The sequence below is a fragment of the Trinickia terrae genome (assembly GCF_005144415.1).
GTDB classification, from domain to species: Bacteria; Pseudomonadota; Gammaproteobacteria; order Burkholderiales; family Burkholderiaceae; genus Trinickia_A; species Trinickia_A terrae.
Genome location: NZ_SWJE01000004.1, coordinates 324,907 through 349,202, shown reverse-complemented (window position 1 = coordinate 349,202; position 24,296 = coordinate 324,907). Strand labels below are relative to the sequence as shown.

The 24,296-nt window shown below is 69.3% G+C and carries 7 protein-coding genes; all 7 read right to left on the bottom strand.

The window, feature by feature from the left end; all coding sequences use genetic code 11:
* Window positions 1-137: 137 nt before the first annotated feature.
* Window positions 138-1,364: a TCR/Tet family MFS transporter gene (locus FAZ69_RS09275; RefSeq protein WP_136893646.1), complete on the bottom strand. Its 1,227-nt coding sequence runs from the start codon at window positions 1,362-1,364 to the stop codon at window positions 138-140.
* Window positions 1,361-2,542 (bottom strand): cupin-like domain-containing protein, encoded by a 1,182-nt coding sequence (locus tag FAZ69_RS09270; RefSeq protein ID WP_136893645.1) that lies wholly within the window; start codon window positions 2,540-2,542, stop codon window positions 1,361-1,363. Before FAZ69_RS09270 ends, FAZ69_RS09275 begins: the two co-directional genes overlap by 4 nt.
* Before the next feature lie 43 nt (window positions 2,543-2,585).
* Window positions 2,586-19,823 (bottom strand): non-ribosomal peptide synthetase, encoded by a 17,238-nt coding sequence (locus FAZ69_RS09265; protein ID WP_136893644.1) that lies wholly within the window; start codon window positions 19,821-19,823, stop codon window positions 2,586-2,588.
* Window positions 19,824-19,887: 64 nt separating this feature from the next.
* Window positions 19,888-21,381 carry an aminodeoxychorismate synthase component I gene (gene pabB / locus FAZ69_RS09260; protein ID WP_206171182.1) on the bottom strand — a complete coding sequence of 498 codons (1,494 nt, stop codon included), beginning with the start codon at window positions 21,379-21,381 and terminating at the stop codon, window positions 19,888-19,890.
* 47 nt (window positions 21,382-21,428) lie between these two features.
* Window positions 21,429-22,025: an anthranilate synthase component II gene (locus tag FAZ69_RS33565; protein ID WP_206171181.1), complete on the bottom strand. Its 597-nt coding sequence runs from the start codon at window positions 22,023-22,025 to the stop codon at window positions 21,429-21,431.
* A 50-nt stretch (window positions 22,026-22,075) separates the two neighbouring features.
* A complete protein-coding gene (locus FAZ69_RS09255; protein WP_240702158.1) occupies window positions 22,076-23,359 on the bottom strand; it encodes an aminotransferase-like domain-containing protein in 1,284 nt (427 codons plus the stop codon).
* A 123-nt stretch (window positions 23,360-23,482) separates the two neighbouring features.
* A complete protein-coding gene (locus FAZ69_RS09250) occupies window positions 23,483-23,989 on the bottom strand; it encodes a VOC family protein (protein ID WP_136893643.1) in 507 nt (168 codons plus the stop codon).
* Window positions 23,990-24,296: the final 307 nt, after the last annotated feature.

Sequence of the window (24,296 nt, the reverse complement as noted above, 5' to 3'; positions counted from 1 at the left end):
ACAGTTTATAGATGCAAAATGCTGCGCTTTGACTACGTATTTCGTCGGAATGACGATTCAAACCGTCACATTGACGAAAGCGCATAAAAATTGTGCAAACACCAGGCGACAGCGGATGGGCGGCGCCTTGACTCGCCCTACCCAATCCTCGCCGCAAGCACGAAAACAAGCGCCATCACTCCCGATGCAAGAAAGAAAGCGCAACCCGCTTCATAAGCGGCCGACTCCGCACCGCTCGACCATGCGAAGACGAGTCCGAATACCAGTGGCCCGATGATCGACGCGATACCCTGCACGCCCTGCACGACGCCTTGCAGCCGGGCCTGCTCGCTTTCCCCGAGGCGGCTCGTCATCAAGCCCTGCAACCCGGGCATGAAGAGATGGTGAAGCGCGAAAACGGGGATCGCGGCGAGATAGCCCCATCCCGCGGACGCGCAGCCAAAGCATGCATAGCCGACTGCCGCCGCCGCCGCGCCGATCAGCATCGCTCCGCGCTCTCCCATGCGCGCGACGACCGGGCCCACGAGGTTCATTTGCGTCACCGCGCCGATGAGGCCGCTTGCCATCATCACGATGCCGATCGTCGCGGGCAACCAGCCATAGCGATATCCGCCGTACAGCACGAATATCGACGGGCCGACCATCCAGGCAAACGAAAACAAGCCGCCGATCAGGGATAGCTGGAGCAGGCCGGCGCGCTGCCCCAGAAACCGCAGTGCGCCGAGCGGGCTCAGCGCGCCCCAGTCGATGTGGCTCGTCCGGCGTTCCACGGGCAACGATTCGGGCAGCACGAGCAGGCCGTACAGCGCGTTCATCGCGGTCAGCGCGCCGGCCACGAAGAACGGGACGCGCAAGCCGGCGGTCGCCAGCAGGCCGCCGAGCGCCGGTCCCGCCAGGAACCCGAGACTCAGCGCAGCGCCTATCCTGCCGAACGCCCGGGCCCGTTCATCGGGCGCCGTCACGTCGGCGATATAGGCGTTGGCGGTCGCGAAGCTCGCGGCCGTCATGCCGTTCACGATGCGGCCTGCCAGCAGCCACATGAGGTTCGGCGCGAACGCCATGATGAAGAAATCGGCCGCGAGCCCGACGAGCGAGATCAGCAGTACCGGGCGCCGCCCGATCCGGTCCGACAGCGCGCCCATCGCCGGCCCGCAGACGAACTGCATCACGCCCCAGACGACGCTGAACAGCGTGCTCCATTGCGCGGCGCGCGAGGTGTCGCCGCCGGCGAACGCTTTGATCAGGTTCGGCAGGACCGGCAGCACGATGCCGAACGAGACCGCATTCATCAACGCAGTCACGAAGACGAAGCCGAATGCCGCGCGCGAGCCGTGCCCGCCGCGAGCCTGCGCGGACGTGTTCATGCGCTGGCCGTGCCCGGCGCCGCACCCAGCACGGTCACGGCATGGAGCAATGCCGCGACGCGTTCCCGCTCGATCAAGGCGTCGTCGTGCCGTTGCGCCACCGCCCCGGCGAGCGACGCGGCGTCTTCGATCGCATGCCGTTGCGCCGTCGGCGCGCCGTCGCGCGCGAGCGCGATCGCGCCGAGCTCGCGCAGGTCGTCGGCCAGGCCGCTCAGCCGGCATCCGGCCGGACGCCGCGCGGCGCCCGGCCATGGCCCGCCGCTCCCCCATTCGTCGAATGCGGCCAGGGCCAGGATGCCCGCCGCCCACGTCCTGCCGTGATCGAGGAAGCGCTCGGCGGCCGTGACGAAATCCAGCTGCGCGGGCTCGAGAAACGACTGCTTGAACGACCGCAAGCGATCGATGGCATACAGGCTCGGCAGCGCGCGGGTCGAATTGCGCGCATCCAGAATCTGGCGCAATCCCGGCTGCCACCAGAAATTGACCGACACAGCGACGCCGGGCGCGCTGACGTGATGCCACCAGAAGGCCGGCAGGAACAGCAGTTCGCCGGCTTCCATCGTGAAGCGCATCGGGCTGGCGCGCGCGAAGTCCGGATACCGTTCGAGATCGGGCCGATCGACGTCGACATGCGACAGATGGGCGGTGGCCGTCTCGTGCGGGTACGGATAGAGGCAGTCGCTGTCGCGCGGGTCGAAGAGCGTGAACGCCTTGCTGCCGTGAAGCTGCGCGAAGAAATTGTTCGAATAGTCGAAATGCAGCTGGGTCGTCGTACGGCGTCCAAACCATAGGTTGATGGCCGGGCGTTCGGCTTCGATCCAATGCGGCACCACGAGATTGCCGAGCAGCTCCGGCAGCTTGTCCGGTATCGACTGCTGCATCACGTAGACAGGATCGCCGGCATCGGGGTCCGCGAGGCGCCGGGCGACCTCGCCGAACGCCGTTTCGCTGTTGTCGAACGCGTGCGAGCGCGCGCCGTCGTGCGACGGCTCGAACCGGTACTGGCCGTCGTTCGCGCGGCTCGACACGACGGCCCGGCTTTGCGCGACGGCGGCGAGATACGCGGGCGTCCAGCGTTCGGCGATACGCCAGTCGCCGAGCGCATCGGCGACGATCGCCGGCCGGCTCGCGTCGAAAAAGCCCTTCGAAAACTCATTGCGGGTCACTCTTGCAATCATCGCGTCTCTCCGTTGCGCCCCGGCGCACGCGGGGTCTCGTCATTCATTCGATCAGGCTCCCGATCTTCAGCAGTTCGCTGATGCGCCTGCCGAGCACATCCGCGTGCAACTTGATGATCGTTTCGTGATTGCCCGGCATGGTCAGCACTTCGATGTCAGCCGGATCCAGCACCGCGTCCCATCCAAGGAAAGCGGGCAGCGCGGGATGCCCTTCCAACGGCGTGATCGACGTGTCCGCGGCCGCGAAGACGCAGGCTTTCGTGCCGATCGGCGCGGGCCGCCATGCGTTCATCGCGAGCCCGTGCGCAACCATGCGCTCGAGGAAGCGCCGGTTCTCCTCGGCGGTGTCATAGGCGAGATGCCACAACGGGACGCCCGCCGCTCTCCTCTCTTCGATGGCCCGCACCAGCGCGGCGATCAGCGCGTCACTGCTCGCCGCGCCTTCGAAATCGATCGTTCGCGCGTCGAAGTCCGTGAAGTTGTTGAGCGCGAACGAATAGAGCGTCAGCAGCGCGGCGCGGTGCGGATCGACCGCCGCGGAACGCTCGGGCAGCGTCGTATCGAACACGCCGAGGAACTCGACTTCGGCGCCCTGCTCGATCAGCTGTGCCGCGATCTCGTAAGCGATCAGCCCGCCGAACGACCAGCCGGCAATCCGGTACGGCCCGGCCGGCTGAATGCTCCTGGCGATCGTCACGAAGCGCGCGGCGATGGCTGCGAGCGTGCGCGGCTGCGGCGTCCCGAGCGGCAGCGGCGGCAGACCGTACACGGGAATGTCGGCGTCGATGTGGGCGGCCAGATGCTCGAAGTACCACGAATAGCCCTGCAGCGTATGCGTCAGGAACAGCGGCCGCTGCGTGCCCGATACATTGAACGCGACGTAGTCCGCGCCCGGCGTGCGCGCGTCGTTGCTGCCCGGCGTCTGAATGGCCGTCGCGCCGACGCCCGGCGTAACGACGCCCGGTGCGACGACGCCCGGCGCATGGATGCCCTGCGTATCGTCGCCGGCCGCCTTCCCTTGCGCGATCAGCAACGCGAGCCGGTGCACGCTGCGCGTGTCGAAAATGCTGCGCACCGTCAGCCGCACCCTCAGCTCGTCGCCGATGCGGGCGGCGACCTTCGCCGCCATCAGCGAGTGCCCGCCCAGCGCGAAGAAGTTGTCGTGGCGGCCGATTCGCCCGGCACCCAAGGCCTCGCTCCAGATGCGCGCGATCGTTTCCTCGAGCTCGCCCTGTGGCGCTTCGCCGGCATCGGCGCTGAGCGCCGCGGCACGCACGTCGAGCGACGCCAGCGCGAGCCGGTTCAGCTTGCCGTTCGGCAACACCGGCAAGGCGTCGAGCGCGACGAAGCGGGCCGGCACCATAGGGGCGGGCAAGCGGTCCGCAAGCCACGCGTGCAAAGCGTTCGGACCGATGCGAACGTCCGGGCGCGGCACGTAGAAGCCGACCAATTGCGCGCTGCCTTCGTCGTCGCGGCCGATCGCGGCGGCGGCCGCGATGTCCGGATGCGAGGCCAGCGCGAGCTCGACCGCGGGCAGCTCGACGCGCTGGCCGCGCACCTTGATCTGGAAGTCCTCGCGTCCCAGGTGCAGCAACTGCCCGTCCGGAAGCCATCGACCGAGGTCGCCCGTGCGCAGCATGCGCGCGCCGCCCGGCTGCCGCACGAAGCGCTCCGCGCTGAGCTCGGGCCGGTTCCAGTAGCCCGGGCCGACACTCGCGCCTTCGACATAGATCGTTCCCACAGCGCCGACGGGAACGGGCATCAGCGCGTCGTCGAGCAGATGCACCCGGCAGTTGGCGATCGGGCGGCCGGCCGGCATCACGGCGGCCGTGCCGGAGAGCTCGCTGCCCGATGCGTAGCTGATGTCGTTCAGTTCGCTGCAGCCGTAGTTGTTGTGCAGCTGCACGCCCGGCAGTGCCGCGGTGAAACGCTCGGCGAGGCGCCGGCTCAATGGCTCGCCCGCCGTCGTGACATGGCGCAGCGAGCCCAGGTGATCCGCGTAGTCGAGCAGCGCGGCCAGATGCGACGGCACGAGGTTCAGGCGCGTCACGCGGTGCGCGCGCACAGCGCGCGCGAACGCGGGCGCGTCCTTGACGACGAGGTCCGGGAAGATCACCTGCGGCACGCCCGCAAGCAGCCCGGACAGCATCTCCTTGATCGACGGCACGAACGACATCGACGTCTTCTGCCCAACCACTTCATCCGCCGCGTACGGCGTGCGCTCCCACAGCGCATGCAGGCAGTTGAGCACTTGCCGGTGTTCGACCATCACCCCTTTCGGCTCGCCGGTCGAGCCGGACGTATAGGCGATGTACGCCAGATCGGCGGGCTGTGCCGCCTCCGCGGCGAACGGCGCCGGATCGCCTGGCGCGAGATCCGTATCGAGCAGCAGTTGCGCCGCCGGGTGGGCGAGCACCGCCGCCAGCGCCGGCGTCGTGACGACGATGGCAGGCTGCGCATCGGTCAGCATGCGAGCCACGTACGCGGCCGGATAAGCCGGATCCACAGGCACGTAGACGCTGTTCAGCTTGAACGACGCGAGCAGTGCGGCGAGAAAGTCGATCGAGCGCGGATGGTGGATCGCAACGCGCATGCCCGGCCCGATGCCGCGGCTGCGCAGCGCGTGGGCGATGCGGTCGGCGCGCCGGTCGAGTTCGCGGTAAGTCGCGCTCTCCTTTTCGAAGCGGCAGGCCAAGGCGTCCGGATGCCGGGCGGCCGCGCGCGCAAACAGTCCGGCAATGCCGGTGGCGTCGTACTCGCGGGCCGGGCCGTGCGTCCTCTCGATGAACCTCGCCTCGGCGGGCGTGGCGGCCCGCAACGCGGCGAGCGGCAGGTGCGGCGACTCGACGAGGCGCGCCAGGATGTCCTGCAGCGCGTCGAGCATGAAACCGACCTGGCCGGCGCGGAACAGCCGGCTGTCGAAATTGGCCACGACTTCGAGATCGCCGCCTTCCCCGAAGATTTCGAGATCGAGCGCCGACTGAGCCGGACGCTCGACGCTGTCGGGCATCAACTCGAGCGTCAGCGCCTCGCCCCAGCGCGCCGTATCGATGGGCGGCGCGCTTTGATGACGCAGCATCACCGGGACGGGCGAGCGTCCGTCGATCTGCCTGAGCCCGGGCAATTCGGCCAGCATCCGCTCGAACGGCAGCGTCTGGTGCTCGAGCGCGCCGAGCACGACGCGGCGCGCCTGATCGAGCAGCTCGGCGCCGCTGGGATCGCCCGTGAGATCGAGCCGCAGCGGCAGGATATTGATGAAGAAGCCGACCAGCGGTTCGAGCCGCGGGTCGTCGCGGCCGGCTGTGGTGGTGCCGATGCAGAGGTCGCCGCGGCCGGTCTGCCGGTGGCAGAGCACCGCGAGGCCGGCGAGAAACACCGTGAACAGGCTCATGCCGCGTTGCCGGGCGAGCTGCGCCACGCCCGCGGCGAGATCGCGCGGCAGCGGCCGGCGCACCACCGCGAGCGGCCCGTGCGCGGCGCCCGCCGGGGCGCCCGGCTCGCTCAGGTCGAGCGGCTCGCCGTAGCCCGCCAGCGTGGCGCGCCAGTAGCCGAGATCGCCTTGCAGGTCGCGCTGCCGCTGCCACCACGCGTGGTCGGCGTACTGGATCGCGAGCGGCGGCGGCTCGCCTGCCCCGCTGCCTGCCAGATGCGCGGCATAGAACGCGCGCAAGTCCGAGACGAGCACGCTCAGCGACCACCCGTCCGAAATGATGTGATGCATCACGAGCGACACGACGTGCCGCTGCTCCCCGATGCGCAGCACGCGCACCCGCAAGAGCGGCCCCCGCTGCAGATCGAAGACGACATCGGCATGGCGCGCCAGCGCGGCCTCGATGGCGTCTTGCGCGATCTCGTGGACTTCGAAGTCCGGCGGGCGGTGCGCGTCGATGAACTGCGAAGGGGTGTCCGCGCCGGGCGCGAAGCCAAAGCGCGTGCGCAGCGGCTCGTGCCGCGCCACGAGTGAATCGAATGCCGAGCGCAGCGCCGGCAGCGACAGCGGTCCGTTCAGCGCGAGCGCGCCGTGCATGTTGTACGCGCGGTCTGCATCGCGCTGCTGGATCAGCCACAGACGCTCCTGCACGTACGACAGCGGCAACGGCCCCGTGCGTGCGACCGGCGCGAGCGCGGCGCCCTGCACGCCGTCCCGGCCGGCGCCTTGGCGGCCCGCGCGCGCGGCGAAGGCGGCGAGATCCGGGGCGTCGAACAGGTCCCGCAGGCTCGCCGCTTCGCCGAACACCTGACGCAGCCGGCCGATCGCGCGCACGGCCAGCAACGAGTGACCGCCGAGCGCGAAGAAATTGTCGCGCCGCCCGACCTGCTCCATGTTCAGCAGCTCGGCCCAGACGCGCGCGGCCGTGCGCTCGGCGTCGCCGCGCGGCGCCTCGTACGCGTGGCGGCCGTAGGCAGCGGGATCCGGCGCCGGCAGCGCACGGCGGTCGAGCTTGCCGTTCGGCGTCAGCGGCAAGCTGTCGAGCGCGATGAAAGCGGCCGGCACCATGTATTCCGGAAGCCTCTCGCGCAGGAAGGTCCGCAGCGCTTCGACGTCGCGCGCGCCGCCGGTGTAATAGGCGACCAGCCGCTTCTCGCCCGGCGCGTCGGCGTGCGCGGTATCGGCGCCCCACGCATCGGCGCCCGACGCATGGGCGCCCCACCCGTCTTCGCGCGCGATCACCACGGCATCGCGCAGGCCGTACTCGGCGAGCTTCACTTCGATCTCGCCCGGTTCGACCCGGAAGCCGCGGATCTTGACCTGCGCGTCGTTGCGCCCGAGGTATTCGATATTGCCGTCGGGCAGGTAGCGGCCCAGATCGCCGGTCCGGTACATGCGCGCATCGGGCTCGGCCGCAAACGGATCGCGCACGAAGCGCTCGCTGGTCAACGCAGCGAGATTCAGATACCCCAGTGCGACGCCGGCGCCGCCTACGTGGATTTCGCCGGGCACGCCAACCGGCGCCGGCTCGCCGGCCGCGTCCAGCAAGTAGACCCGAGTGTTCGATATCGGCCGGCCGATCGGCAACACCGGCGCTGCGCCCTGCTCCGCGCGCAACGCGTACGTCGTCGCGAACGTCGTCGACTCGGTCGGCCCGTAGCAATGCACGAGGTGTTGCGGCGGGCTCTCGCGCATGATCCGCTGCACGGCGCGCACGTCGGCTGCGTCGCCGCCCGTCAGCAGATAGCGGAGCGTTCCGAACACCGGCGCGAGCGTGTCCGCGTAGGCGCTGAGCAGGCCCGCCACGAGGTGAAGAATGCTGACCCGCTGCTCGCGCAGCAACGCAGCCAGCTCGGCTGGCGCCAGCAGGACCGCGTGCGGCACCACGACGAGACAGCCGCCGTTGAGCAGCGCGCCCCATACTTCCATCGTGCTCGCGTCGAAAGCCGGGTTCGAGGTGAACGCGACGCGATCGTCCGGCGCGAAGTCCGCGTAGCCGTTGTTCAGCGCAAGGCGATTGATGCCGCGGTGCGCGACGGCCACGCCTTTCGGGCGCCCGGTCGAGCCCGAGGTGTACATGATGTAGGCCGGCGCAAGCGGGCCGCGCGGCGCGGTGTCCGGGACCTTGCCGCTGTCGCTGCCGTCGTCGTCCGCGGCGGCAAGCCATGCGTCGATATCGATGCGCTCGGCCCGCACGCCCTCCGGCAGCGCGAAACCGGCCGCCGTGAGCACGCGCGCCGCGCCGCAATCCTCGAGCATGTACGCCTGCCGCGCGGCAGGCGCGTTGCGGTCCAGCGGCACGTACGTCGCGCCGCACTTGAGCACGGCGAGCTCGGCGACGATCAGGGCGATCGACCGGTCGAGCAGCAGCCCGATCCGTTCGCCCGGCTGCGCGCCGGCGCGCGCCAGCCGCCGGGCGACGCGATCCGCCTGCCGGTTCAGCGCCGCGTAAGTGACCGGCGCGCCGTTCTCCACGACGGCCGGCGCGTCGGGCGAGCGGGCGGCCTGCGCTTCGAACAGCGCATGGACGGCGGCGGCGTCGGGGAATGGCCGGTCCGTCGCATTCCAGTCCTCGATCAATTGCCGCCGCTCGTCCGCGGGCAGCATCGAGAGACGATGGACCGGCGTGCCGGGCGCATGCTCGAGCGCGTGCGCGAGACTTTCCAGCGTCCGGTGCAGATAGCCGCAGACACGCGCCGCGTCGAAACGCGGCACGATCTGCGCGGTGAGGCCGAACGTGCTGCCGAGATCGTCGACGCTCATGGCGCACGGATAGTGGGTGCGCTCTTCGCCGTCGAGGATTTCGATGTCCTGCCAGCCGTCCGGCGCCCCGTCGCCGGACGGCCGTCGCGGCGCGCTGTGCCGGTAGTTCAGCAAGGCGCTGAACAACGGCAGCGGCGCGGCCACGCCGCTGCAACGCTGTGCGAGCGCCAGCGGCGCGTGCTCGTGGCCGAGCAGGTCCGACACGCGCCGATGGGCCTGCAGCGCCGCGTCGCGCACGCCGAGCGCGCCGACGCTCAGGCGAATCGGCAGCGTATTGATGAAGAGTCCGAGCGCGCGCTCCACGCCCGCTCCGCCCTGCCAGCGGCCCAGCAGCACCGTGCCGAACACCACGTCCTCGCGCCCCGACAGCTTGCCCACCACGTGAGCCCAGGCCAGATGGAACAGGCTCGCGACGCTGATGTGGAGACCGCGAGCCAGCGCCCGCAGGCGCTCCGACAGCCCACCGTCCACTTCGAGACGCGCCTCCGACACCGCGCCGCGCTCGTCTTCGACAGCGGCAAGCCCATAGGGCAGCGTCGGTTCGCCGACATCGGAGAGCATCTGGCGAAAGAACATCTCATGCGCGCGCTGGCTCGCGCCAAGGCGCGTCTGCGCGACGTAGTCGCGAAACGGCGGTGGCGCAGGCAAGGTTTCCCTGCGGCCGAGCAGATGGGCTTGCACCTCCTGCAGCAAGACGTCGATGCCGGTATGGTCCAGTGCGATATGGTGAAACAGCAGCACGAGCAGCCAGCGGCCATGCGCGGGATCGTGGGCGAAATGCGCCTCCAGGGGCGGCGCGCGGCGGATGTCGAGCCGATAGCGCCGCGCATCGAAGCGATGCCGCAGCTGTGCGTCCACGTCGCCCGGGCCGGCTTCGACCTCCCTCACCGGCAGGTCCGCTGCGCGGCGCACCACCTGGACCGGCTCGCGCAGTCCTTCCCAGGCGACGCCGGTGCGCAGGACATCATGGCGGGCGACGGCCGCCCGCAAGGCCGCAACGAACCGGTCGAGCTTCTCGCGGCTGTCGAATGCGATCCGGCTGCGCAGCAGATAGGCGTCGCCGTCGCGGGAAGCGAGATGGTGATACAGCACGCCTTCCTGCAGCGGCGCGAGCGGATAGATGTCCTGCACGTTCGGCGCTCCGCCCGGCACCGCGGCGACGATCGAATCGATTTCAGCCTGGGTCAGCTCGACGAGCGGCAGCATCTCCGGCGTGATGCGCCCGGCCGCCTCGGGAATCCGATTCGGCGGCACGGCGGCGTGGGCCGCGGCCTGCGCGGCTTGCGCGAGCGAGGCGAGTGTCGGCGTGCTGAACAGCGTCTGCACGTCGGCAGAGAGGCCGGCCTGGCGCATCCGCTCGACGAGCCGCACCGCGAGCAGCGAATGCCCGCCGAGCTCGAAGAAGTTGTCGTGGCGGCCCACGCGCTCGACGCCGAGCAGCCCGGCCCAGATGCGCGCCAGCGTCTCCTCGGCGGCGTTTGCGGGAGCGGCGAAGCCGGGCGGCGCATCGGCGTGCGCGCCGGGCGCCGGCAGCGCACGGCGGTCGAGCTTGCCGTTGGCCGTCATCGGCAGCGCCTCCAGCCGCACGTAGGCCGCCGGGATCATGTGCGGCGGCAGGCTGCGCGATGCGCGCTCGCGCAGGGCAACGCCGAGGTCCGCCGCCGCCGCGTAGTAGGCAACGAGGAACGCGTCGCCCTGCGGACGATCCCCGGCCTCTTCCCGGGCGATCACCGCGACGGCGCGCACCCCCTCCGTGGCCAGCAGCACGGCCTCGATTTCGCCCGGCTCGATCCGGAAGCCGCGGATCTTCAGCTGGCCGTCGCTGCGCCCGAGATACTCGATGTTGCCGTCCGGCAGCCACCGTCCGAGGTCGCCCGTGCGGTACATGCGCGCACCGGGCACGGCCGAGAACGGATCGTGCACGAACTTGCCGGCCGTCAAGGCGGGCCGGTCCAGGTAGCCGCGCGCGACCTGCTCGCCGCCGATGTGAAGCTCCCCCGCCACCCCGAGCGGCGCCGGCTGACCGACGGCATCGAGAATATAGACGCGGGCATTCGCGATCGGCTTGCCGATATGCAGCACCGCATCGTCCGGCCGCAGCCTGCCGGACGTCGCGACGACGGTCGCTTCCGTCGGGCCGTAATTGTTGACGAGGGCCTGGTGGGCGCCGAACTCGCCCGGCCAGCGCTTGAGCCGGTCTCCGCCGATCAGCACCGCGCGCGCATGCGGATTCCCGTGCCCCGTCGCATAAGCGAGCTCCGCGAGCGGCGTGACCAGGAAGCCGACGTCGAGCGCCTCGTCGCGCCACCAGCGAAGCAGCCGCTCGGGATCGGCCGCCGCCGTTGCCGGCGGCAGCGTGAGCGCCGCCCCGCCGGCGAGCGCGGGCCAGATCTCCCACGCGGCCGCGTCGAAGCCGACGCCGGCCATGGAGGCCGATCGCTCGCCAGCCTTCAGGCCGAACGTATCGAGATGCCAATGGACGAGGTTGCCGAGCTGGCGATGCTCGACCATCACGCCTTTCGGCTGGCCGGTGGAGCCCGAGGTGTAGATGACGTAGGCGAGATGGCGCGCATCGAGACCGGCCACCGCCGGGTTGTGCTTGTCCGTTGCGCCGCATGACGGCGGCGCGGCCAGCGCTGCGTCGCCGATGTCGATCTTCGCGATGCCGGGCGCCTCCAGCGCGCCCGCCGTGCGAGCGTGCACCAGCACCGCGGCCGGCGCGCTGTCGGCCAGCATGTAGCGCAGCCGCTCGGCCGGATAGCCCGGATCCAGCGGCACGTAGGCGCCCCCGGCCTTGAGGATCGCCAGCAGCCCCACCACCATCTCCAGGCTGCGCTCCACGCAGATCGCCACTCGCGCATCCGGCCGCACGCCGACGAGTGCGATCAGCCGGTGCGCGAGCCGGTTGGCGCACGCGTTCAGCTCGCCGTAGCTCAGCGAGCGTCCCTCGTGGCTGACCGCCGTCGCATCGGGCGTGCGCGCCGCCTGCGCCTCGAACAGCCCATGCACCGTCTGCCCTTGCGGATAGTCCGCCTGCGTCGCGTTGAACCTCTCCAGCACTTCGTGGCGCTCGTGCGGCGGCAGGATCGTCAAGGCCCGCATCGCCGTCTCCGGCGCGTGCTCCAGCGCATCGGCAAGGCTCTCCAGCGCCTGCAGCACGTAGCCGCCCACGCGCTGCGCGTCGATGCCTTCGGCCGCCTGCACCGTCAGTGCAAACCCCTCGCCCAGATCGTCCACCGACAGCACCAGCGGATAGTTCGTCCGTTCGACGAAATCGAGAACCTCGATGCCCTCCCAGGCCTGCTGCCCCGCGCCGGGCGCCAGGCTCGCATCGCTGTGCCGGAAATTCAGCAGCGCGCCGAACAGCGGCAGCGGCGCGGCCACTCCGCTGCACCGCTGCGCCAGCGCCAGCGTCGCATGCTCGTGCTGCAGCAGCCCGGCCAGCCGGGCGCCCGTCGCCTTGACGCAGGCGTGCGCACTCGACGCGCCCAGATCGACCCGCAGCGGCAACGTATTGATAAAGAGGCCGAGCGCTCGCGACGCGTCCGCCGCGCTCTCGAAACGGCCGAGCAGCACCGTGCCGAACACGACTTCATCGCGCCCGCCGGCAAGCGCCGACAACACGCGGCCCCACGCGACGTGCAACAGGCTCGCCGCGCTCACGCCGAGCTGCCTGGCGTTCGCGCGCAGACGCGCGGTCAGCGGCCCTGGAATCGCCTCGCTGTGCTCGGTCACGCGGCTGCCGTCGCCCTGCACGTCGCTGCGGCCGTACGGCAGCGTCGGCTCGTCGATAGCGCCCAGCATCTCGCCGAAAAATGGCTCGTGCGACTCGCGGCTCACGCCGAGCCTCGTCTGCGCCACATACGCGCGGTACGGCGCCGGCGCCGGCAGATGGGCTGCCTCGCCGGCGAGGCAGCCCTGCACCTCCTGTTGCACGACGGCCAGGGCCGCATGATCGAGCACGAGGTGATGGAACAGCAGCAGCGCCACCCAGCGGCCCTGTGAGGCGTCGTGCGCGACCGCGAGACGCAGCAGCGGCGCCTGCCGCACGTCGAGCCGCGTGCCGTGTGCATGGCAGCGCGCGCGCAACTGCTGCGCGACATCGCCGGCGCCCGCGTCCAGCGCCGCTTCGTCGATATGAAGCGCGGCATGCCGCCATACCACCTGCACCGGCTCGTCGAGTCCTTCCCACGCGAAGCTGGTGCGCAGGATGTCGTGCCGCTCGATCACGCGCCGCAGCGCATCGGCGAAGCGGTCGAACAGCGCCCGGCTTGCGAAGCCGAACATGCCGTGCAGCAGGTAGGGATCGCCGTGCGGCGCCGCCAGGTGGTGATACAGGATCCCTTCCTGCAAGGGCGCAAGCGGATAGATGTCCTGCACGTTCGCGGCGCCGCCGGGCACCGTCGCGACAATCGCATCGATCGCGGGCTGGTCGAGCTCGACCAGATTCAGCATGGCCGGCGTGATCCGGCGCGCGCCGGCCGGGATCAGGTTCGGCGGCGCCGGCACGTCGCGCTGTCCGGCCACGGCGCGGGCCGCGAGCTCGGCAAGCGTCGGCGCGGAAAACAGCAACCGGATGTCCGCACGCAGTCCAGCGCGCCGCATCCGTTCGATCAGGCCCAGCATCAGCAGCGAGTGCCCGCCCAGCTCGAAGAAATTGTCATGACGGCCGACCCGCTCGACTTTCAGCAACGCCGCCCAGATCGAAGCCAGCGTGTGTTCGACCTCCGTGCGGGGCGCTTCGTATCGTCCTCGCCGGTACGCTGCCTGCTCGGGCGCCGGCAGCGCACGGCGGTCGAGCTTGCCGTTCGGCGTCAGCGGCAGCGCCCCCAGCACGACACAGGCGGCCGGCGCCATGTAGTCGGGCAGCCGCGACAGCAGGTGCTCGCGCAGCGTGTCGATGGGAGGCACGTCCTCGCCGGTGACATAGGCGACGAGCCGTTTGCCGCCCCGCGGATGGCCGCCCTGTAGATGGCCGTCCCACCCGTCTTCGCGCGCGATCACGACCGCCTCGCGCACGCCCTCGATCTCCGCCAGCTTCGCCTCGATCTCGCCGAGTTCGATCCGGAAGCCGCGGATCTTCACTTGGTCGTCGTTACGGCCCAGGTACTCGATGTTGCCGTCCGGCAGCCAGCGCCCGAGATCGCCCGTCCGGTACATCCGTGCCTGCGGCGCGGGCGAGAACGGATCGTCGACGAATTTCTCGGCCGTCAGCTCGGGCCGGTTCAGATAACCGCGCGCAACCTGCACGCCGCCGATATGGATTTCGCCCGCGACGCCGATGGGCACCGGCTGCCCGTGCGCATCGAGGACATAGATCCGCGTGTTCGCGATCGGCCGGCCGATCGGCGGATTGTCCGGATTGTCCGGATTGCCGGCCGCAGCGCCGGAACCGCCATCGGCGACCCACGCGGTCACGTCGACCGCGGCTTCGGTCGGTCCATACAGGTTGTAGAGCGTGCTCGCCGCAAAACGCTCGCCAAAACGCCTCAGCAGATGGCCGGGCAACGCCTCGCCGCTGCACACCACCCGGGTCAGGCTCTCGCACCGCGCGGCGGGCGCGTGATCGACGAACGCCTGCAGCATGGACGGCACGAAGTGCGCCGTGGTGACCCGCTCCTGGCGGATCAAGCCGCTCAAGTAGGCCGGGTCTTTATGGCCTTCGGCGCGTGCGAGCACGAGCCGGGCGCCTGTCATCAGCGGCAGGAAGAACTCCCATACCGATACGTCGAAGCTGAACGGTGTCTTCTGCAGCACGGTGTCGTCCGCGCGCATGCCGAGCGCGTCGTGCATCCATCGAAGCCGGTTGACGACCGCGTGGTGCTCGTTCATCACGCCTTTCGGCTGGCCGGTGGAGCCCGAGGTGTAGATGACGTAGGCGAGATGGTGCGCATCGAGACCGGCCACCGCCGGGTTGGGCGTGTCCGTTGCGCCGCATGACGGCGGCGCGGCCAGCGCTGCGTCGCCGATGTCGATCTTCGCGATGCCGGGCGCCTCCAGCGCACCCGCCGTGCGAGCGTGCACCAGCACCGCGGCCGGCGCGCTGTCGGCCAGCATGTAGCGCAGCCGCTCGGCCGGATAGCCCGGATCCAGCGGCACGTAGGCGCCCCCGGCCTTGAGGATCGCCAGCAGCCCCACCACCATCTCCAGGCTGCGCTCCACGCAGATCGCCACCCGCGCATCCGGCCGCACGCCGACGAGTGCGATCAGCCGGTGCGCGAGCCGGTTGGCGCACGCGTTCAGCTCGCCGTAGCTGAGCGAGCGTCCCTCGTGGCTGACCGCCGTCGCATCGGGCGTGCGCGCCGCCTGCGCCTCGAACAGCCCATGCACCGTCTGCCCTTGCGGATAGTCCGCCTGCGTCGCGTTGAACCTCTCCAGCACTTCGTGGCGCTCGTGCGGCGGCAGGATCGTCAAGGCCCGCATCGCCGTGTGCGGCGCGTGCTCCAGCGCATCGGCAAGGCTCTCCAGCGCCTGCAGCACGTAGCCGCCCACGCGCTGCGCGTCGATGCCTTCGGCCGCCTGCACCGTCAGTGCAAACCCCTCGCCCAGATCGTCCACCGACAGCACCAGCGGATAGTTCGTCCGTTCGACGAAATCGAGAACCTCGATGCCCTCCCAGGCCTGCTGCCCCGCGCCGGGCGCCAGGCTCGCATCGCTGTGCCGGAAATTCAGCAGCGCGCCGAACAGCGGCAGCGGCGCGGCCACTCCGCTGCACCGCTGCGCCAGCGCCAGCGTCGCATGCTCGTGGGCAAGCAGCGCAGTGACGCTCGCATGCGTCGCGAGCACAGCGTCCCGCACGAGCGGCGCGCCCGCATCCACCCGCACCGGCAGGGTGTTGATGAACATGCCCATCGCGCGGTCGACGTCGCCGCCCGCGAGCAGCCGGCCCATCAGCACCGTGCCGAACACGACGTCGTCGCGCCCCGACAACGTGCCCAGCACCCGCGCCCACACAAGGTGATACAGGCTGGCGATGCTCACGCCGAGGCGCCGCGCGTGCTGCCGCACGCGCGCGCTCAACGCCGGCGCGACGCCGTGTCTCGTCTCGCGAATGCCGCGCCCGTCGCCTCGCACGTCGGCGCTGCCGTACGGCAGCGTCGGCTCGGTCACGTCGCCGAGCATCGCGCGAAAGAACGCCTCGTGCGTGTCGCCGCCGGCCCCGGCGCGCGTGCCCGCGACATAGTCGCGATAGGGAAGCGGCTCGGGTAGCCGGCCGGCCTCGCCGGCGAGGATGCGTGCGACTTCGCGGCGCAGCAGCCGCAGCGAAGTCGCATCGTCGACGAGGTGATGGAACAGGAACACCGCGAGCCAGCGGCCGTGGGCCGGATCCCGCGTGTACGCGACCTTCATCAGCGGCGCGCGCTTCAGGTCGAGACGGATGCCGCGCGGGTCGAAGCGCGCCTGCAGCCGCGCCGCGACATCCGTCGCGTCCTGGCCGAAGTCGACGGCTTCCATCTGCAGGCGCGCGGTGCGCAACACGACCTGCACCGGTTCGTCGAGCCCCTCCCAGACGAAGACGGTCCTGAACACGTCGTGGCGCGCGACCACCTGCTGCAGCGCATCGGCGAGCGCGTCCAGACGCTCGCGGCTCTCGATGCCGAACAGCACCTGCATCACGTACGGATCCCCTTCGGCCGCCGACAGGCTGTGATACAGGATGCCCTGCTGCAGCGGCGCGAGCGGATAGATGTCCTGGACGTTCGCCGCGCCGCCCGGCACCTGGGCGACGACACGGTCGATCGCGGTCTGGTCAAGCGCCAGGAGCGGCAGCAGGTCCGGTGTGATGCGCGCGCAATCGGCGGGAATGCGGTTCCCGGGAACGCCCGGCGCCCCTGCCGTTCCGACGGCGGCGGCCAGCGCCGCGAGCGTGGGCTGGCTGAACAGCACCCGCACGTCGGCGCTCATCCCGGCGCGCCGCATCTGCTCGACGAGCTTCACGGCGAGCAGCGAATGACCGCCGAGCTCGAAGAAATGGTCGTGGCGGCCCACGCGCTCGACGCCCAGCACACCGGACCAGATTTGCGCGAGCCGTTCCTCGACGGGCCCCTGCGGCGCTTCGTAGGCATCCGAGCCTAGCGCTTCGCGCCCCGGCGCCGGCAGCGCCTTGTGGTCCAGCTTGCCGTTCGGCGTCAGCGGGAAGCGGTCCAGATGCACATAGGCGCTGGGCACCATGTATTCCGGCAGGCTCGCCAGCAGCTGCGCGCGCAGCGCTCCGGCTTCGCGCAGCTCGCCGAGGTAGTACGCGACGAGCCGCCTGTCGCCCGGCGCATGGACGTCCCCCGCCTCTTGCCGCGCGACCACCACCGCCTCGCGCACACCGTCCGCGCCGGTCAGGGCCGCCTCGATCTCGCCGAGCTCGATGCGGAAGCCGCGGATTTTCACCTGGTCGTCGTTGCGGCCCAGATATTCGAGGCTGCCGTCCGGCAGCCAGCGTCCGAGGTCGCCGCTCCGATAGAGCCGCGCCGACGGATCGGCGCCGAACGGATCGGCGACGAAGCGCTCGGCCGTCAGCGCGGGACGGTTCAGATACCCGCGCGCGACGCCCGCGCCGCCGACATACAGCTCGCCCGTCACGCCGATCGGCGCGAGCCGCCGCGCTTCGTCGAGCACGTACACCCCGAGGTCGGGAATCGGCGCGCCGACCGAGTTCACCGCCTGGCGCTCGCCGTCGAGCACGTCACTGGCCGTGATCGCCCGATAGGTCACGTGGACGGTGGTCTCGGTGATCCCGTACATGTTGGCGAGCCGAGTGCGCGCATTGACCGCGCGCTCGAACCATGGCTTCAGGATCGCGAGCTCCAGCGCCTCCCCGCCGAAGATCACCTGGCGCAGCCGGTGCTCGCGCTGCGTCTCGCCCTGCGCCGCGATCAGTTGCCGGAACGCGCTCGGCGTCTGATTCAGCACCGTGACGCCGGCCTCGCACAGCAATGCGTAGCAGTCGCGCGGCGAGCGGCTCGTCAGATACGGCACGATCAAGAGCCGTGCGCCGTGCAGCAGCGCCCCCCAGATTTCCCACACCGAGAAGTCGAATGCGAACGAATGAAATAGCGCCCACACGTCGCCGGGGCCGAAGCCGAACCGGGCGTGCGTCGCCGCGAAGAGACGCACGACGTTGCGATGCTCGACCATCACGCCCTTCGGCTGGCCGGTCGAGCCCGACGTATAGATCACGTACGCGAGACGGTTCGGGTGCATGCCCTCGACGCGCGGATCGCCGGCCGCCGGATCGCCGGCCGCCTCGCCTTCGGCGCCGCCCGTGCGCCACCGCGCGTCGTCCAGATCGATCACCGGCGCGCCGGCGCCCTCGACGAGCGCGCGCGTGGACGCCTGCGCGAGTATCGCGACCGGTGCGCAATCGCCCAGCATCCATGCGAGCCGTTCCGGCGGATACGCGGGATCGAGCGGCACATAGCCGCCGCCCGCTTTCAGGACCGCCAGCAGGCCGACGATCATCCCGACACCGCGCTCGGCGCAGATCGCGACATGTCCGTCCGGACGGACGCCGTGTCCGATCAGATGACGCGCCAGCCGATTCGCGCGCGCGTTCAGCTCGCCATAGGTCAGCGATTGTCCGTCGCACAGCAGCGCTGGCGCATCCGGCGCGCGCCGCACGGCGTCCTCGAAGCACTGATGGATCGTGCGGTTCGTCTCGAAAGCCGCTCCCGGCGCGCTCCAGCGTGCCAGCAGGCGCGCTTCGTCCGCCGTCGTGAGCGTCAGCCGGCAGACCGGCTGCGCCGGGTCGCCGGCCGCCGGATAGCCGGCCTCCGGATCGCCGGCCGCCGGATCGCCGAGCACCTGCTCGATGAGGTGCAAGAGGCGCTCACCCGCCGCTTCGATCTCATCGCCGTCGAACCACGCGCGGTTGTACATGAAGTGGATCCACGCGTGGTCGTCGAAGCGGTTCTCCCGGATGTGCAGCATCAACGGTGTCTGCTCGTGGCCGTTCGACAGCATGAAAATCTGCGCCCGGCCCTCGCCGAAACGAAGGTCGTAGTCGTCGCGCTCGTACGACACCGACAGGTCGAATACCTGGGCGCGCTGCGCCTTCCACAGGTCGAGGGAGCGGTTCAGCTCGCTCAGCGGAAAGCGCTGGTGGCGGTAATCCTGCTTGAGCACGCGCGCGAGCGAGCCCAGCAGCGCATCGAACGGCAGCGAGCCGTCGAACGGCAGCCGCACCGGGCTCACGCCGGCGCACATGCCGGCGGTCTCCTTCAGCCGCGCGTTCGAACGATTCAGGATGGGCAGGCCCGCCACGAGCTCGCCGCGCTGCAGGGTGCGCGCGAAATAGATCTGCAACAGCGCGAGAATCACGTGAAACGGCGTGGACTCGCGCTCGCGTGCGAAGTCGGCGATGCGCCGGTAGAACGCACGCGGCAGGGCAAGCGTGTGATGCCCGCTTGGCGGCACGGCGTCGCCGTAGCGTTCGCGATGGCGAGGCGCGAACAGCGGATCGGGGAGCGTGCGGTATTTGTCCAGCCAGTAGGCGCGTTGCCGCTCGAACTGCGGCGACTCGCGGTATGCGCAGTCCTGTTCGGCGAACTCCGTGTATGAGGGCGCTGACAATGGCGGCTCGCTCCCGTCGGCGAGCGCGCTGTAGATCCGGCCCAGCGAATCGGCGAGCAGGCCGATCGCCCAGCCGTCGACGATCAAGTGATGGAAGTTCAATGTGAACGCATGGCGCCGCTCGCCGAGCTTCAGCAGCTCGAAGCGAAACAGCGGATCGGCGCCGCTCAGCGGGAACGGTTCGCGCAACTGCGCCTGCGCCCACGCCGTGGCGGCGGCCAGCGGGTCCTCGCTGGCGGAGAAGTCGCGCAGCGGCACGGCCACGGTCAGCGCTGCGGCGATCGCCTGTTGCGGCACGCCGCTTTCGTCGCTCGCGGGCACGAGCACCGTGCGCAGCGCGTCGTGTTTCTCGACCAGGAGATTCACCGCCCGCTCGAACAATGCCGCATCGACAGGGCCGTCGATGCATACGTAGCCGCCGATCTTGTAGACCGGCGCGTCGCCGTGCACGAGCTGGTCGAACCAGATTTCGCGCTGGGCGGTCGTCAACGGGAACACCTTGCCGAGAAAAGGGCTGCGGTTCATGCATGTGACTCCGGAAAATTGGACAGAGCGATGCGCGGCCGGCACCGGGCGGCCGTCGGCCGCGTCAGCTCGCGGATGCGGCCTGGCGCCGGCCGGCGCGCAGATGCTCGACCGCTTCGACGACGCCGCGCGCCTTGACGATCGTCTCGTCGAATTCCCCGGCGGGGTCCGACAGCGCGGTAATGGCGCCGCCCACGCCGAGACGCGCGAGACCTTCGCTGATCGTCACCGAGCGGATCACGATGCTGAAGTCGCACGCACCCGACAGGCCGAACCAGCCGAGCGCGCCGGAATAGATGCCGCGCGCCCCTTCCTCGAGCCGGTCGATGATCGTCATCGTTCGCTTCTTCGGCGCGCCCGTCATCGAGCCGCCCGGAAACGTCGCGCGGATGCAGTCGACGGCCGACACGCCGGGCTTGAGCCGGCCCCGCACGGTGGAGACCAGCTGGTGCACGTGCGAGTAGGTTTCCACGTCGAACAGTGTCGGCACGTGCACCGAGCCGATCTCGCACACCTGTCCCAGATCGTTGCGCAGCAGATCGACGATCATCAGGTTCTCCGCGCGGTCCTTTTCGCTCGCCCGCAGTTCCTCGGCCAGCGCGGCGTCTTCGGCGGCCGTGCGGCCGCGCGGACGGGTTCCCTTGATCGGTTTCGCTTCCGCGATCCGCTCCCGGTCGACGCAGAGGAACCGCTCCGGCGAGGCGCTCACGAGCGCGAAGCGTCCGCCGTTGACATAGGCCGCATGAGGCGCGGGCGTCAGCTCGCGCATGGCGCGATACAAATCGAACGGATCGTCGGCGAACGGAAAGCTGACTTCGTTCGTGAGGCAGATCTCATAGCTTTCGCCGTGGACGATTTCGTTCAACGCTTCGCGGATCTTGCCCACGTACGTGGGCCGGTCATGGCGGATCCACGCGTTCGACGCGATCCACGACTCCACCTCCGCGAGCGTCAGCCGGCGCCGCTCTGCGCGATTCGACGCCGCGAGCGCGTTCGAAGCGGGCGGCGCCGCGCCGATCGCCGCCGCCGCGCGGTCAAGCCAGCGTCGCGCGTCGACGCGCGACGCTTCGTCGGTGGCGAGGTGCAGCAGGTAGGTCTTGCGCTCGATATGGTCGAGCACCACGAGGCGCGTCGCGAACACGAAAGCCGCGTCCGCGACGGCCGAAGCATGCGGATGCGAGCCTATCGTTTCCGCCTTCACTTCGTATCCGAACACGCCTGCGTAGCCGAGATCGAAACCGAAAGGCAGGTCGACGCCGCAGCTCGCCGTGCGCTGCGCGAGATTCGCCTGCAGGAAATCGAAAATGCCGCTGACGCGCTGCGTGCGGCGCACGCCCCCTTGCTCCACCGTCGCCGTCCGCGAGCGCACGTCGTACGAGATGCGCTCGCCGTAGGGGCCGTGCGCCTCGCCCATGAACGAAAAGCGGGAAAAGCCCGGCACCACCACGCTGCTCTCCAGCAGGAACGTGCCTGGCGCGCCCCGAAACAATCGCTCGAAGACCGCGAGTGCATCGCGGCACCCGTCGAGCACCGTCACTTCGACCTTGAATGCGTTCATCGCCGATTCCTTGAAGATCCTGTTGCCGCGCTTCGAAGCCCGGAGGGTCATGCGGCCCTGAGGGCCCTGTGCGCGAGCGCGAGGTCCCGGAAATTGCGGAACAGGTCTGCGCCCGTCTCGGTGCAGATCGACTCGGGATGGAATTGCACGCCGTGCAGCGGGCGCGTCTTGTGACGGATGCCGTGAATCACGCCATCGCCGCCCCACGCGCACAGCTCGAACGGGCCCTTGACTTCCTTCACCGTCAGCGAGTGATAGCGAACGACGTGCAGGTCGGCGGGCAGACCCGCAAACACGCCGCGCCCGTCATGGCGAATCACGCTCACACGGCCGTGCATCGGCTCGGGCGCCAGCACGACTTCCATGCCGTGCTCGTGCGCCATGCATTGGTGACCGAGGCACACGCCGAGCAGCGGCAAGTGCGTGTCGCGTATGACGCTGGCGCTGATCCCCACGTCGGCGGGCTCGGCCGGCGTTCCCGGCCCGGGCGAGACGATGACGCAGTCGTAGCGGGCGAAGTCGATTTCGCCGAGCGGCGCCGTGTTCAGCACGACAGCAGGCTCGACGCCGCAAGCCTGCCCCATGAGCTGGACGATGTTGTAAGTGAACGAATCGAAGTTGTCGATGACGAGGGCTTTACACATCTGCGCGCGAACCTTTGAACGGGATTGAAGGGATTCGACGAGCCTCGAGTTCAAGGCGCTGCCACGCAGCACTTTTCGTCGACATAGCGCGCCAGGCGCGCCACCCCTGCTTCGATGTCGGCAACGCCGGCGTTGCTGAACGCGAGGCGCACCTCGCGCCGGCGCGTCGCGTCGAGGGAAAAGAACGTCATCGGCATCACGATCACACCGTGATCGCGCGCGCACTCGATGGTCTCGCGCTCCCCGAAGTCGAACGGCAACGTGACGCTGAGAAAAAAACCGCCCTCCGGACGATTCCACGCCACTTCGCCGCGCCGCTCGCCGAACGCCGTTTCGAGCGCGGAGAGGAGCGTGTCGCGGTTGCGGCGGTAATGGGCTCTCGGCGCTTCGACGAGCCGCGCGAGGCTTGCGTCCTCGTTGAGCAGCACCCCGCCCACCAGCGCCTGCGTGACCTGGCTCGTGTTCACGGTGACGAAGCTCTTGCGTTCCGACAGCTCCGCGCGAAGCCGCCCGGCCGCCGCTGCGCTGCCGAAGAGCTGCTTGGGCACGACCGCCGCGCCGACCCGCACCGCAGGACACAGCGTCTTCGAGTAGGTCGCGAGGTAGATCACGCAGCCGCTGTCGTCGAGCGTCATCATCGGCGCGGTGGGTTCGCCTTCGAAGCGGAACATCCCGTATGGGTTGTCTTCGAGCACGACGATGCGGTGCGCCGTGCAGCCGGCGATGATCGATCGCCGTTCCGCTTCGCTCAGCACGGTGCCGGTAGGATTGTCGAATTCCGGCGTCAGATAGAAACCGCGCGGCGTCTTGCCCTCCTGGCGCAGCCTGGCGGTCGTCCGCTCGAGCGCCTGCTCCCAGCTCTCGCTCGCGTGGCGCTCGACGGGCCGTATCTCGATGCCCGCGAAATCCGCCACTCCGGTAATGCCGATATAGGTGGGATTGCGCGCCAGCATGACGTCGCCGGACGCGCGGCACAGCGCAGGAACGATGAGCGCCAGCGCTTCCTGGCACCCCGCCGTCACCACGATCTGCTGCGGATCGCATTCGATGCGCTCGTCATTGCGCAATTGTTGCGCGATCAGCGCATTGACGATGCCTGCCGTGCGTCCGTATTGCGCGAGCCGCCGGCCGGCCAGCGGCAAGCTTTCGCCGGACACCTTTGCCGCATGCGCCTGGTACACCGGCACGGCGGAGAGCCAACTGTCGAGCGAGAAGAATTCCTCCGCGGGGCGGCCCGACGCGAACGAGATGGCGCCCGGGTAATCGTTCGCGGCCTCGTTCAAGAAATTCATCACCGACAGACGCGACGTTTCGACGACTGATTGATTCAACACGGCCCTGCTCCTGGTGGCATGGAGTCGCAAGGCCGGACGCGCAAATCGTCGGCGCGGGCATGCCGCGCCGTCCGAAGCCCGGGTCTTGGCCCCGGGCCTGCAACGGTTCCGGCCAACGGATCACTAATAGGAATTCGACTTTTCCAACTGGTCGAACAGCGACTGGATGTTGTCGTCCACGAAGCCGTGCTCGCCGCTGCGCTTGATGATCTCGAAGCTGAGGCCGGTGTTCGCGTCTCTTGCGGTAAACGACTGCGTCAGTCCGGGACCTTCGATGACCGAAGTGTCGAAGCGCATGCCGCGGGTGCCGAGTTCGCCGACCGTCTTGGCGACGTCGTCGACTTCGAGGGCGATGTGCGCAACGCCGGGGCCGTATTCGCTCACCAGGCGGGACACTTGCGACTCGGGTTCGGTGCCTTGGCAGAGCACGAATCTCAGGCCGCCGTGCTCGAGCTCGGCGGAATGCATGCCGGTTTTCGCGCCCCGGATATGCCGGCGACCGATCAATTTGAATCCGAGAACGGAGGTGAACAATCGAATCGCGGCTTCGAGGTCAATGACCGCCAGCGCGATATGGTCGATCGCGCGATAAACGATGCCGGATGTCTCCAGTGAATGGGTGTTTTCCATTTTTATCAGCACCTGCTCGTCAGCAACCGTCGAGTTGTGCTCGCGGCCGCCACGAATGATGAATACCGGATTTGTTTCAGTTTTATTTCAATCAACGCATTTTCTCGGGCAATCGCGACGACATGATTTCGCCGTCTTGAATGGGTCGATCAAGCGTGGGCGCAAAGATAGCACAGCTTATTCAACTCAAAAAATAAATAATTTCGCACGCTTTTTTATTTGAATTTAGGTTGCGTGGCGGGAGCTGATTTTACTGATATCTCATGATCGAGATGAGATATCAGAAATATTTCCCATCCGCATTTTA